Source organism: Aeromonas sp. R3-1, assembly GCF_040908345.1.
In the GTDB taxonomy this organism is placed as follows: Bacteria; Pseudomonadota; Gammaproteobacteria; order Enterobacterales; family Aeromonadaceae; genus Aeromonas; species Aeromonas veronii.
Window position 1 is genome coordinate 1 of record NZ_JBFODN010000064.1, and the last position, 12,328, is coordinate 12,328.

Annotated in this window: 12 protein-coding genes; 9 read left to right on the forward strand and 3 right to left on the reverse strand. The window is 59.4% G+C overall.

Going from position 1 to position 12,328, the window contains the following annotated elements; genetic code table 11:
• Positions 1–901, reverse strand: a 901-nt coding sequence (locus AB5Y85_RS03655) for a multifunctional CCA addition/repair protein (protein ID WP_368221205.1), incomplete at its 3' end; no start/stop codon positions are given.
• 237 nt (positions 902–1,138) lie between these two features.
• On the opposite strand from AB5Y85_RS03655, the gene mutY reads away from it, so the two are divergent.
• The 3 genes from mutY (at position 1,139) to mltC (ending at position 3,693) form a co-directional block, all read left to right on the forward strand.
• Positions 1,139–2,191 (forward strand): A/G-specific adenine glycosylase, encoded by a 1,053-nt coding sequence (mutY, locus tag AB5Y85_RS03660; protein WP_204480962.1) that lies wholly within the window; start codon positions 1,139–1,141, stop codon positions 2,189–2,191.
• 8 nt (positions 2,192–2,199) lie between these two features.
• Positions 2,200–2,472 (forward strand): oxidative damage protection protein, encoded by a 273-nt coding sequence (locus tag AB5Y85_RS03665; RefSeq protein ID WP_005335828.1) that lies wholly within the window; start codon positions 2,200–2,202, stop codon positions 2,470–2,472.
• 117 nt (positions 2,473–2,589) lie between these two features.
• The gene (gene mltC / locus AB5Y85_RS03670; RefSeq protein WP_047434570.1) at positions 2,590–3,693 is read left to right on the forward strand and encodes a membrane-bound lytic murein transglycosylase MltC; all 1,104 of its coding nucleotides are present in this window, start codon (positions 2,590–2,592) and stop codon (positions 3,691–3,693) included.
• Positions 3,694–3,778: 85 nt separating this feature from the next.
• On the opposite strand, the gene AB5Y85_RS03675 is transcribed toward mltC, so the two are convergent.
• Positions 3,779–4,165 (reverse strand): YgiW/YdeI family stress tolerance OB fold protein, encoded by a 387-nt coding sequence (locus tag AB5Y85_RS03675; RefSeq protein ID WP_005335826.1) that lies wholly within the window; start codon positions 4,163–4,165, stop codon positions 3,779–3,781.
• A gap of 254 nt (positions 4,166–4,419) precedes the next feature.
• On the opposite strand from AB5Y85_RS03675, the gene AB5Y85_RS03680 reads away from it, so the two are divergent.
• Together AB5Y85_RS03680 and ompA are read left to right on the forward strand one after the other, a co-directional pair.
• On the forward strand, positions 4,420–5,457 hold the full coding sequence (locus AB5Y85_RS03680) for an SGNH/GDSL hydrolase family protein (protein ID WP_047434505.1): 1,038 nt from the start codon (positions 4,420–4,422) through the stop codon (positions 5,455–5,457).
• 266 nt (positions 5,458–5,723) lie between these two features.
• A complete protein-coding gene (gene ompA, locus AB5Y85_RS03685; RefSeq protein ID WP_257686904.1) occupies positions 5,724–6,761 on the forward strand; it encodes a porin OmpA in 1,038 nt (345 codons plus the stop codon).
• A 131-nt stretch (positions 6,762–6,892) separates the two neighbouring features.
• Here the strand turns inward: ompA and AB5Y85_RS03690 are convergent, their stop codons facing one another.
• Positions 6,893–7,915, reverse strand: a complete 1,023-nt coding sequence (locus tag AB5Y85_RS03690) for a GGDEF domain-containing protein (RefSeq protein ID WP_019445736.1) — start codon at positions 7,913–7,915, stop codon at positions 6,893–6,895.
• A 134-nt stretch (positions 7,916–8,049) separates the two neighbouring features.
• Here AB5Y85_RS03690 and rnr point away from each other — a divergent pair, with 134 nt between their 5' ends.
• The 4 genes from rnr to AB5Y85_RS03710 are packed head-to-tail and all read left to right on the forward strand — an operon-like array spanning position 8,050 to position 12,276.
• Entirely contained in the window at positions 8,050–10,443 is a 2,394-nt protein-coding gene (gene rnr, locus AB5Y85_RS03695) for a ribonuclease R (protein WP_106844083.1), read from the forward strand.
• Positions 10,440–11,189, forward strand: coding sequence for a 23S rRNA (guanosine(2251)-2'-O)-methyltransferase RlmB (gene rlmB, locus AB5Y85_RS03700; protein WP_047434512.1), 750 nt, complete (start codon positions 10,440–10,442; stop codon positions 11,187–11,189). Before rnr ends, rlmB begins: the two co-directional genes overlap by 4 nt.
• Positions 11,190–11,191: 2 nt before the next feature.
• Positions 11,192–11,764: a Crp/Fnr family transcriptional regulator gene (locus AB5Y85_RS03705; protein WP_257686905.1), complete on the forward strand. Its 573-nt coding sequence runs from the start codon at positions 11,192–11,194 to the stop codon at positions 11,762–11,764.
• A 56-nt stretch (positions 11,765–11,820) separates the two neighbouring features.
• A complete protein-coding gene (locus tag AB5Y85_RS03710; RefSeq protein ID WP_257686906.1) occupies positions 11,821–12,276 on the forward strand; it encodes a GNAT family N-acetyltransferase in 456 nt (151 codons plus the stop codon).
• Positions 12,277–12,328: the final 52 nt, after the last annotated feature.

A 12,328-nucleotide genomic window follows, 5' to 3' on the forward strand; every position in this document is an offset into this window, starting at 1 on the left:
CCAGCAGCGCCAGATCCCGGCACTCGTTGGGAACCCGGAACCGCTCGCACAGGGCGCGAATAAGCGGCAGCCCCTTCTGGCCATGACCGTGATGGCTTGGCCAGAACTCCTTGGGGGTGACTCCCTTGCCAAGGTCGTGGCAGAGGGCAGCAAAGCGTACCGTCAGCTCGGGGGAGATCCGGCACGCCTGCTCCAGTACCATCAGGGTGTGGATGCCGGTGTCGATCTCCGGGTGCCACTTGGCCGGGGCGGGGACGCCGAACAGAGCGTCGATTTCGGGGAACAGCGCCTTGAGGGCGCCGCACTGGCGCAGCACCTCGATAAAGATCTGCGGGGTTGGTCCCAGCAACACCTTCTCCAGCTCCTTCCAGACTCGCTCCGGCGTGAGGTGGGCCAGCTCGCCAGCGGCCGTCATCTCGCTCATCAGGGCGAGGGTTTCCGGCGCTATGGTAAAGCCCTGAGCGTGGAAGCGGGCGGCGAAGCGGGCGACCCGCAGGATGCGCAACGGATCTTCGGCAAAGGCGGGTGATACGTGTCGCAGCAGCCGCTTTTCCAAATCCTCGATGCCGCCGTAGGGATCGTGGAGCTGGCCCTGATCATCCTCGGCGATGGCGTTGATGGTGAGGTCCCGGCGCAGCAGATCCTGCTCCAGCGTCACATCGGGGGCGGCGTGGCAGACAAAACCGGTGTAGCCCTGACCTTGTTTGCGTTCGGTACGGGCGAGGGCATACTCCTGCTGGGTTTTAGGGTGAAGAAACACGGGAAAGTCGCGACCGACCTGGGTAAAACCCAACGCCAGCATCTGTTCCACGGTGGCGCCGACCACCAGATGATCCCTGTCGCCTTGCGGCAATCCCAGCAGGCGATCCCGCACTGCGCCCCCAACCAGATAAGTCTGCAAACCGTCTCTCCCGTCATCAATCGTGGGGCCGAGTATATCGTCTTTGTTACCGCTTTGCTGCCTGAGCACCACCTGCCCGCAGCGTCAGTCAGCGCGGCTTTGACTTGGGCGTGACGAGGCCTTACGCTGCCGCACCAGACAGCTGGCGCTGTGCTGCGGGGTGACTGTATGCCCGCTCAGGCCAGATGAGCCGAAGGAACCGCAGAGTTCCCCATATATCAACGACATGAGAACAACGTGAATCAATCAACCTTCGCAAGCCGGGTTCTGGAGTGGTACGAGCTTCATGGCCGCAAAACCCTGCCCTGGCAGCAGGAGAAGACCCCTTACCGGGTCTGGGTCTCGGAGATCATGCTGCAGCAGACCCAGGTCGCCACAGTCATCCCCTATTACCAGCGTTTTATGGCGCGCTTCCCCGATGTGGTGGCGCTGGCCGATGCCCCTGTCGACGAGGTGCTGCACCACTGGACAGGGCTTGGCTACTACGCCCGGGCCCGCAACCTGCACAAGGCGGCCCAGCAGATCCGCGATCACCACCATGGTCTCTTTCCCGAGAGTTTTGACGAGGTGATGGCGCTGCCGGGGATTGGCCGTTCAACCGCCGGGGCCGTGTTGTCGCTCTCCCTCGGTCAGCCCCACGCCATCCTTGATGGCAACGTGAAGCGGGTGCTCACCCGCTGGCTGGCCTTGCCGGGCTGGCCGGGCCTGAAACCGGTGGAGAACGAGCTGTGGGAGATCGCCATCCGGCTGACCCCCAAGCTGGGTGTGGCGCACTACAACCAGGCGATGATGGATATCGGGGCGACGATCTGCACCCGCAGCAAGCCTGCCTGTGATCGCTGTCCGGTGCGGGCCGATTGCCAGGGGCTGTCGCAAGGCAAGCCTACCGCTTATCCCAACAGCAAGCCCAAGAAGAGCATTCCGGCCCGCGATGGCATCATGCTGCTGATCCGCCATGGCGATGAGTTGCTGCTGGAGAAGCGGCCGCCACAGGGGATCTGGGGCGGGCTCTACTGCTTCCCGCAGGTTGCTTCGCTGGCGGAGGTGGATGGTCTGCTGGCGTCCCTTGGCCTGAGCCATCACGGTTATCGGGAACTGGCCGGTTTTCGCCATACCTTCAGCCACTTCCATCTCGATATTCAGCCGCTGCTGATTGACATTGATGAGGCGCAGCCGCTGCGGCTCATGGAAGCAGATAACCGACTCTGGTATAACTTACGCCATCCTGCCGAGGTGGGGCTGGCGGCCGCCACGGCCCGTCTGCTCGCCTATCCAGAGTTACAACCATAGAGGTCAACATGAGCCGTACTGTATTTTGCCAACGCCTGAAAAAAGAGGGCCCGGGTCTGGATTTCCAACTCTATCCCGGTGAGCTCGGCAAGCGGATTTTTGACAACATCAGCAAGGAAGCCTGGGCCGAGTGGCAGAAGAAGCAGGTGATGCTGATCAACGAGAAAAAGCTCAACATGATGAATCTTGAGCATCGCCAACTGCTGGAAAAAGAGATGGTCAGCTACCTGTTTGATGCAGGTGAAGTGCAGATCGAAGGTTACACCCCGCCTGCCCAGTAAGCTCTCCGGCTGTTGTACGTGTGAACAGGTGCGGGAATGGCGCCACACTGGCGTGACCGCTTCTGAAGTCGCAGCAAATGAATGATGGGCAGCTCTGCTGCCCGGTTTGAGGATCCTATGGGCCGAATTTTTTGGCTGCTGTGCACCCTGCTGTTTCTCTCTGCCTGCTCATCTTCCCCCAAGCCCAGCGGGAGTGAGGATGACGATCTGGTCAACGGCAAGGACATTCGCGGTTTTGAACACATGATCAGTGCGCTCTCCCATAACGTGAACGAGATATGGGGGCGGGAGGCGCTGTTTGCGGGCAAGTTTGACTACGTCAAATACACGGATCAGTACAAGAGCCGGGCCCACATCGACTTCTCCAGCGGCCACATCATGGTGGAGACGGTCTCGGGCATAGATCCCCGCGCTCACCTGCGTCGCGCCATCATTGAGACCCTGCTGACGCCGGACGATCCGGCCGAAGTGGATCTTTACTCCGACCGGGAAATTCTGACCGGCGGCGAGCCCTTCCTCTACGGTCAGGTGCTGGACAATCAGCGCCAGCCAATCCGCGCCTCCTGGCGCGCCGAGCGTTATGCCGATTACCTGCTCAACACGGCGATGAAGAAGCGCACTCTGGGTATTCGCACCATCTTCTTCGTCGATATACCCATGGTGGCCAACCATGAAGATCGACGGGGCTACAAGTATGCGGGGATCATCCGGGAAGCGTCGCGCAAATACGGCGTGCCGGAGAGCCTGATCTATGCGGTGATCAAGACCGAGAGCAGCTTCAACCCCTATGCGGTGAGCCATGCCAACGCTTATGGCCTGATGCAGGTGATCCCGGCTACCGCCGGTCGTGACGTCTATGTTCGGGTCAAGGGCAAGAACGGTCAGCCGACCCGGGAGGAGCTGTTCAACCCGGCCTACAACATCGATGTTGGTACCGCCTATCTGCACCTGTTGCAGACCGTCTATCTGGCGGATATCGAGGACCCGCGCTCCCGTCGCTATGCGGTGATCTCCGCCTATAACGGTGGCGCTGGCGGGGTGCTCAATACCTTCTCCAGCGATCGCAAGGCGGCGCCGGGCCGGATCAACCAGCTCTCCCCCGAGGCGGTCTATCAGGTGTTGACCGAGCAGCATCCCAAAGAGGAGGCGCGCCGTTACCTCTACAAGGTCAATCAGGCCGAGAAGGGGTTCAAGAGAGCCTTTGCCAGTCGGGCCGGTTAAGCGGTGACGCTGGGTTAACCATGCAAAAGGGCGCTTGATATCAAGCGCCCTTTTAACGTCTGGCCAGTTCGTCGTTGAAGTGGCCTTATTTGGCGATAAAGCCGCCCTTGGTCTGCGGGGCCGCGCCCACTTTCTCCAGGGTTTTCACTTCCACTTCGGTCTTGTTCCAGCTGTGGTCCACTTCACCACGGATGCGGATCTGATCATCCGGGCCCACTTCAGTGCCACGCCACACATCCTGATCCACTTCGACCTCCACCTCACCGCTGGCATCGCGGAACAGATAGTTCTCGCCGCCCAGGTGCTTGACCAGTTTCCCTTCCAGGGTGGCCCAGCTGTCATCGGCCAGATCTTTCAGTTGAGCAACGGAAACCTTGTTCTGTTCTTGCGGGCCGGTATAGGCCGCCATGGCAAAAGAGGAGACAGACATCAGGGTCAACAGTCCGATTACGCTTGCGCTTGCCTTGTTCATTTCATACTCCTGTCGTTGGTATGGGGGCATTGTGCCGGGGGGGGCGTGAAACAAGCGTGAAAGAAATAGGCTGGTGTGATTGTCTGTTTTGTGAGCGCAAGCGATTTCATCGGTGGCGGAACATGTGTGATTTCATCTGGAACTGTAATCTGTCGCCCTCACCAGAAGTCAGTGGCAGCAGACTCTTCCCATGCCTGTCGCCACTCGAGGAGAAGTCCGCAGGTCTCACCTGCTTAATCGAAGAGCATAACAATATGAAAAAATGGCTTGTTTGTTTATTGGGGTTAATGGCATTGACCGCGCAAGCGGCAGAGGGACGCCAACCTTTTTCCCGGGTCGTGATGTTTGGTGACAGCCTCTCCGACACCGGCAAGATGTACAAGAAGATGCGGGGGTATCTCCCCTCCAGCCCACCCTACTTCAACGGGCGCTTCAGCAACGGCCCGGTGTGGCTGGAGCAGTTGGGTGACGAGCGTTTCCCCGGTCTGGTCGTGGCCAACGAGGCGGAAGGCGGTGCAACCGCGGTGGCCTATAACCATCTGGGCGCCCTGAACGGCTGGCTCGGTTTCTGGTCCTGGGATCCCAAATATCAGGTGATCAACAATCTCGATTACGAGATCGATCAGTTCCTGAAAAAGGACAAGTTCCGCCCCGATGATCTGGTGGTGATCTGGGTCGGTGCCAACGACTATCTGGCCTATGGCTGGAACACCGAGCGGGATGCGGATCGGGTGATCGATACCATCCGGCTGGCATCCAACCGGTTGGTGCTCAACGGCGCGCAGCAGATCCTGCTGTTCAACATTCCTGATCTGGGGCAGACCCCGTCAGCCCGCAGCATGAAGGTGGTGGAGAAGGTGCGCCATGTGGCCAGCTACCACAACCAGAAGTTGCAGAACCTCACTCGCGAGCTGGCTCCCCTTGGCATCGTGAAGCTGTTCGAAGTGGACAAGCAGTTTGACGAGATGATGCGCGATCCTCAGCTGTTCGGGCTGAGTGACACAGAACACGCCTGCTACGGTGGCGGCTATACGTGGAAGCCATTCTCCGGTAGCGCCGCCGAGGTGGCTGCGACCCCGGCTTTGAGTGTCTCCGAAAGAGTGGCTATTGCCGGTAACCCGATCCTGGCGCAGGCGGTGGTGAGCGGGCAGGCAAAAGGGCGAGCTGCGACTCTTAACTGCGATGAGCATATGTTCTGGGATCAGGTGCATCCGACCAAGACGGTGCACAAGGTACTGAGCCAGCGTGTTGCTGACTTTATCGATCAGCACTACGAGTTTGTTCGTCACTGATATCTCTTCGGGCCAGCATGTTGCTGGCCCTTTTTCTCCTATCTGCCCTCATCTGTGCGTCTTTTTGCGTCACATTCAGTTCAAATAACAAACGTTTGTTGCTGTTTTTGTAACGTGGTTGCGTTAGAGTGTTTTTTGTTAATTGATATCAGTGACTTGAAAATAGGCTAACGTTGATATGCTGCGATCGCTTTTGGGTGGTTGCACCTATAAGACGAGGTGATATCAATCAACCTCCTCCTACATAAAGTTGCAGAGGCTCAAACATGAAAAAATCATTGATTACCTTGCTGGTTACCGGCTTGCTGGCGGCCAATGCCCAGGCTGCCGGTCAAGACAACACCTGGTATGGCGGTGCCAAACTGGGTTGGTCAAACTTCTACGGCATTGATGAAAGCAATGCCCTGACCCTTGGCAATGAGACCAACGATGCCTTGGGTGCAGGCGTGTTTGGCGGTTATCAGATCAACAAGAATCTGGGACTGGAGCTGGGTTACGATTATCTGGGCAATTACAAATACGATGCCACTACGGCGGCAGGCGCTTTCAGTGATGAAGTAAAAGCACAGCTGGCTCAACTGACCCTGAAACTGGGCTTCCCGGTTACCGATAATCTGGATCTGTATGGTCGTGTCGGTGGCGGTTATGGCTGGGCTGATACCAAGAGCGATGCCTACAAAGATGACAGCCGCTTTGTCATGGTCGGTGCACTGGGTGCCGAGTATGCATTCAACCTCGACTGGGCAGCTCGCCTGGAGTATCAGTACACCACCCCGTATGGCAGTCGTGATGATACCGGTTTGAGAATGGATAACGGCCTGCTCTCGCTGGCAGCGGTTTATCGCTTTGGTCAGGTTGCCCCTGTGGCGCCCGCCCCGGCTCCGGAACCTGCTCCTGCACCTGTGATGGTTGAGAAGCAGTTTACCCTGAGCTCCGATGTGCTGTTTGACTTCAACAAGGCGACCCTCAAGCCAGAGGCCAGTCAGGCACTGGATAGCCTCTATAGCCAGATTGAAGAGGCGCGACCCAAAGATGGCGTAGCAACCGTAATTGGCCACACCGACCGTATCGGTTCCGATGCCTACAACCAGAAGCTCTCCGAACAGCGTGCCCAGACCGTTGCCAACTATCTGGTTGGTAAAGGGATCCCGGCCGCCAAGATCAATGTGGAAGGGCGTGGTAAATCCTCACCGGTTACCGGCGACAGCTGCGTCAGCAAGTCCAAGCGTGAGCTGATCGTCTGCTTGGCTCCGGATCGTCGTGTTGATGTGAAAGTCGAAGGTGTCAGCGAGGTGCAGGAGTAATCCTTCACACTGAGCAGAGTTCCACTGGGGCTGGAATGAACAGCCCCTGTTGGAGCGAGAGAGACCAAAAAGCCAGTCAGTTGATCTGACTGGCTTTTTACATTGGCATTGCGGTCGGACAAGAGACTAAATCAGGAAGGGAGCGGCATCACCCGGTTGCGCCCCAGCTCCTTGGCCTTGTAGAGCAGCTTGTCGGTACGTTCGACCAGACAGTCTGCGCTCTCCTGACCGTTGAACTCGCCCACGCCAAACGAGGCTGTGATGTGGTCGATGCGACGGCCTGATTTGCGATCCAGAATCGACATCCGCTCGATGGCGCGGCGCATGCTTTCCGCCATCTGTCTGGCCAGCGCCAGCGAGCGATGGGGGACCAGCATGGCGAACTCCTCCCCACCCAGCCGATAGGCGGTGACCCCCTCCTTGCAGGCATCGCGCAGCCGTTTGCTGAAGGCGCGCAGTACCTGATCGCCGAGCAGGTGGCCATATTCGTCGTTGAAGTTTTTGAAGCGATCGATATCGGCGAGGATCAGCGAGAAGGGGTGCTGGCTGCGGATCAACCCCTCCAGCTCCAGATCGAAGGCGCGGCGGTTGAGCAGGTTGGTGAGGGCATCCTCGTTGGCCAGTTTGCGTGTCTCGTTGAGCGCCGCCCGCAGCTCCTTGATCTCTTTCTCCGCATTGCTGAGTTGGTTGCGAAAGTGCATGGTGGACATGCGCACATCCCGCGATTCGCGTACCAGCTCTCGCAGGATCCCCATGGTGTCTTCCAGGCTGAAGCCCTCGTCATCAATGCGGCTGAGCTTGTCAAAACTCTTGTCGAGCATCTCCTGAAACATGCCGGTATCGGAGATGGCGTCCTGCATGGAGTGGCCGAGCTCGTTGGCCATGGCGGCGAGGCTCAGTTTCATCGCCTCCATCTGCTTCTCGTCCTGAGCGGCCAGATACTGGTGATAGAGTCGCTCGCAGGTGGTGAGCGAGCAGGTTCCCTGCATTTTGACTGCCTGATCGATCGCCTGGTTGAGCTCGGGCATGCTGGCCGAGACATAGTTGTACCACAGGTGGTAATTGTCCGGCGTCGTGGGGATCTGGTACTTGATCATCAAAGGGACCGCCTGTTTGAGATAGGCGGCGGATTGGGCAAATGTGTCCTTACTCATGAGTTCTGTGTCTCATCATGCCAGCGAACTGAAGATAGTATGACAGAGAGATTGGCCAAAAGGCAGCCGATGGATGCCATTCGCCCCCCCCTCCGATATAATGGCACCGTTACCACCTACCCTAAGGCCTGCTTATGTCTCAAAAAGATCCTTTCCTCGAACGCGAGGCCGAAAAATACGATAACCCCATCGCCAGTCGCGAGTTGATCCTGGAACTCATCAAGGGCCATGAAAAGCCCATGTCCCGTGAAGAGTTGGCCAAGGTCCTCAAGCTGAAAGATGAAGAGCCGTTGGAAGCCTTGCGTCGTCGTCTGCGCGCCATGGAGCGTGATGGACAACTGGTATTCACTCGCAACCAATGTTATGCCCTGCCGGATCGCCTGAATCTGGTCAAAGGTTATGTAATCGGCCACAAGGATGGCTTCGGTTTTCTGCGTCCGGAAGGTGGTGGTCCGGATCTGTATCTGAACAACCGAGAGATGCAACGCCTGATGCATGGCGATTACGTGCTGGTGCAGCCGACCGAGATCGACCGCAAGGGTCGTCAGGAAGCGCGTCTGGTACGCCTGCTCAAGTCCCGTGAGGCAGACATTGTCGGCCGTTACTTCGTCGAGAATGGCGTTGGTTTCGTGGTGCCGGATGACAGCCGTATCGGCCAGGACATCATCATCCCGGAAGGGGAAAACAAAGGGGCTCGTCAGAGCCAGGTCGTGGTTGTGCGGATCAATCAGCGCGCCACCTCCCGCATCAATGCCGTCGGCACCGTACTGGAAGTGCTGGGCGAGAACATGGCGCCGGGCATGGAGATCGAAATTGCCCTGCGTACCCACGGTATCCCACACACCTGGCCGGAAGAGGTGACCAAAGAGGTTGCCGGTCTCGGCGAGCAGGTGCCTGAGAAAGCCAAAGAGGGCCGCATCGACCTGCGCGCCCTGCCGCTGGTGACCATCGACGGGGAAGATGCCCGCGACTTCGATGACGCCGTCTTCTGTGAAGCCAAACGCGGTGGTGGCTGGCGTCTGTGGGTTGCCATTGCTGACGTCTCCGCTTACGTGAAGCCCGGCACGGCGCTGGATGCCGAAGCGTATCAGCGTGGCAACTCCGTCTACTTCCCCGAGTTCGTGGTGCCCATGTTGCCTGAGGTGCTCTCCAACGGCTTGTGTTCCCTGAACCCGCAAGTTGACCGCCTCTGCATGGTGTGCGAGATGACCATCTCCGCCGCTGGCCGCATGTCCGGCTACAAGTTCTACGAAGCGGTAATGAACTCTCACGCCCGTCTGACCTACACCAAGGTTGCGGCGATCCTCGATGGCGATCCCAAGCTGCGTCAGCAGTATGATCCGCTGGTGGGCCATATCGAGGAGCTCAACAACCTCTACAAGGCGCTCAAGCATGCCCGTCACCAGCGCGGTGCGGTGGAGTTCGAGAGCGAGGAGACCCGCTTCATCTTCAACGCCCAGCGCAAGATCGACCGCATCGTGCCACTGGTGCGCAACGATGCCCACAAGATCATCGAAGAGTGCATGATCCAGGCGAACGTGGCTGCTGCTCGTTATATCGAGAAGAACGAAGCTGCCGCCCTGTTCCGGGTCCACGACCGTCCGGGCGAAGAGCGTCTGACCGGTTTCCGCGACTTCCTGGCCGAACTGGGTCTGGAGCTCAAGGGCGGTCTCGAGCCCGAGCCGAAGGATTTCGCCGAGCTGGCAGCCAAGTTTGAAGGGCGACCGGATGCGGAGCTGCTCTCCACCATGCTGCTGCGCTCCATGCGTCAGGCCATCTATCAGGCCGACAACATCGGTCACTTCGGTCTGGCGTTGAAGTCCTACGCGCACTTCACCTCGCCAATCCGTCGTTATCCCGACCTGATCCTGCACCGGGCGATCAAGTACCAGACTGCCAAGGAGCAACAGGGCAACCTGCGTCACAAGTGGACCCCGAGCGGTGGTTATCACTACCAGCTGGAAGAAGTGGACCCGATGGGCGAGCACTGCTCCATGACCGAGCGCCGTGCCGACGATGCCACTCGCGACGTGGCCGACTGGCTCAAGTGCGAGTACATGCTGGATCACGTGGGTGACGAGTTTGACGGCGTCATCGCCAGCGTCACCGGCTTTGGTTTCTTCGTCCGTTTGGCGGAGATCCACATCGATGGTCTGGTGCACGTCAGCACCCTCACCAACGACTACTACCAGTTTGATCCCCTGCACATGCAGCTGATTGGCGAGAACTTCCGCCGTCGCTACCGTCTGGGTGACAAGGTGCGGGTCAAGGTGATGGGCGTGAACCTGGATGATCGCAAGATCGACTTCGTGATGGTGGAAGAGCCGCTCAAGGCCACCGGCAAGAACGCCAAAGAGATGGCGCGCAAGCAGGCCGAGATCAAGAAAGAGAAGGCCAAGAGCGCCCAGCGCCACGAAAAACGTAAAGAGGGCAAGGATCACGGCAAATCCGACAAGGGTGGCCGCGCCAAACCGAGCAACAGACGACCGAGCAAAAAGGCTCGCGATAAGGCCAAGAGCACTAAATGAGTACTGAACTGATCTACGGCATTCACGCTGTCACCGCGCTGCTGGAGCGCACCCCGGAGCGTTTCATCGAGGTATGGGCGCTGAAAGGGCGGGATGATGACCGGCTGCAACCCCTGCTGGCCGAGCTGGAATCCCTCGGTCTAAAGGTGCAGAGCGTGAACCGCAAGACCCTTGATGACAAAGCGGAAGGCAACAATCACCAGGGCATCATGGCCCGGGTGAAAGAGGCGCCGAAGCTCGCCGAGCACGATCTGGCCAGCCTGCTGGACGAGCTGGCGGCACAACAGAGCCAGCCCTTCCTGCTGGTGCTGGATGGCGTGACCGATCCGCACAATCTCGGTGCCTGCCTGCGCAGCGCCGATGCTGCCGGGGCTCATGCTGTCATCGTGCCGCGGGACAAGGCCACGGGTCTCACCCCGATCGTGCGCAAGGTTGCCTGTGGCGCGGCCGAAGTGGTGCCGCTCATTCAGGTCACCAACCTGGCCCGCACCCTGCGCGAATTGCAGGAGCGCGGCGTCTGGATTGTCGGCACCGCTGGCGAGGCCGATCACGACCTCTATCAGGCCAAACTGACCGGCCCGATGGCGCTGGTGATGGGTGCCGAAGGTAAAGGTATGCGTCGCCTGACCCGCGAACATTGCGACGAGCTGGTGAGCATCCCGATGGCAGGGGCGGTATCCAGCCTCAACGTCTCGGTGGCAACCGGCGTTTGCCTGTTTGAAGCCGTGCGTCAGCGTCGCGGTTAATCATGCTGACTGACAGACCCCCCTTCGATTGGGCGCAGGTCGCAGATAGAGAGGAGGCCGCGCGCCTCCTCTCTTTTGCCCGCCCGCTGACCCTCAGCCCGAAAAGCTGCCTCTGGCACGCCGGTGACAGCCCGGATCTGCTGGTCAGGGTGGTGCAGGGGCTGCTGCGGGCCAAGCTGGTGCTGGAGGATGGCCGCGAGTACATCAAGGAGTTCTATTGGGAGGGGGACGAGTTTCTCGACTTTCACCACCTGCTCAGTGGCGAGCCGGCCCGCTACAGCGTGGAGGCGCTGGAGCCCTGTCGTCTGCAGCTGTTCAGTCTGGCCGACCTGCGCCAGCTGCCCGGCTGGCCGCGCTGGTACCAGCACCTGCTGGAGGTGCAGCTGCGCATCAAGGAGGAGAAGGAGCAGTTGCTGCTGACCGGCAGCCCGCAGGCGCGCTATCAGCACTTTCTCGACAGCTTTCCCGCGCTTGATGCCAGAGTGCCAGACCACCAGATTGCCGCCTATCTCGGTATCACTCCCATTAGTCTGAGCCGCATTCGCAAACGGCTGAAAGAACTTAACAAAGGTTAATGCAGGGCGCAGGCGCCACGATTATGCTGGCAGGCCGAACTGATAAGGAGTTGCCGATGAACTGGATCCTGAAACCCTGGTCTGAACTGACCACTGACGAGTTGTATGAGTTGCTTGCGCTGCGGGCCGAGGTGTTCGTGGTGGAGCAGACCTGCCCCTTTCAGGATCTGGACGGGCTGGATCGCCGCGAGGGGGTCTGGCACCTGCTCGGCTATCAGGGCGATCTGCTGGCCGCCTATGCGCGGATCATGGCGCCCGGCATCGGCGACGAGAGCGGTTCCGCCATCGGTCGGGTGGTGACCTCACCCAAGGCGCGCGGTGGCGGTCTCGGTCACCAGCTGATCAGCGAGGCGGTCAAGGCGTGCGAGGCGCGCTGGCCGACCCACAGCATTTGGCTGGGGGCGCAGGCCCATCTGCAAGGCTTCTATGGCCAGCACGGTTTTGTGGCGGAAGGGGAAGGCTATCTCGAAGATGATATCCCCCATATGGGGATGCGCAGAGTGGCGGCATAACCACTCGTCAGAGTGATTCAGAATGCAGAAGGGCCATCCCGCGGGATGGCCC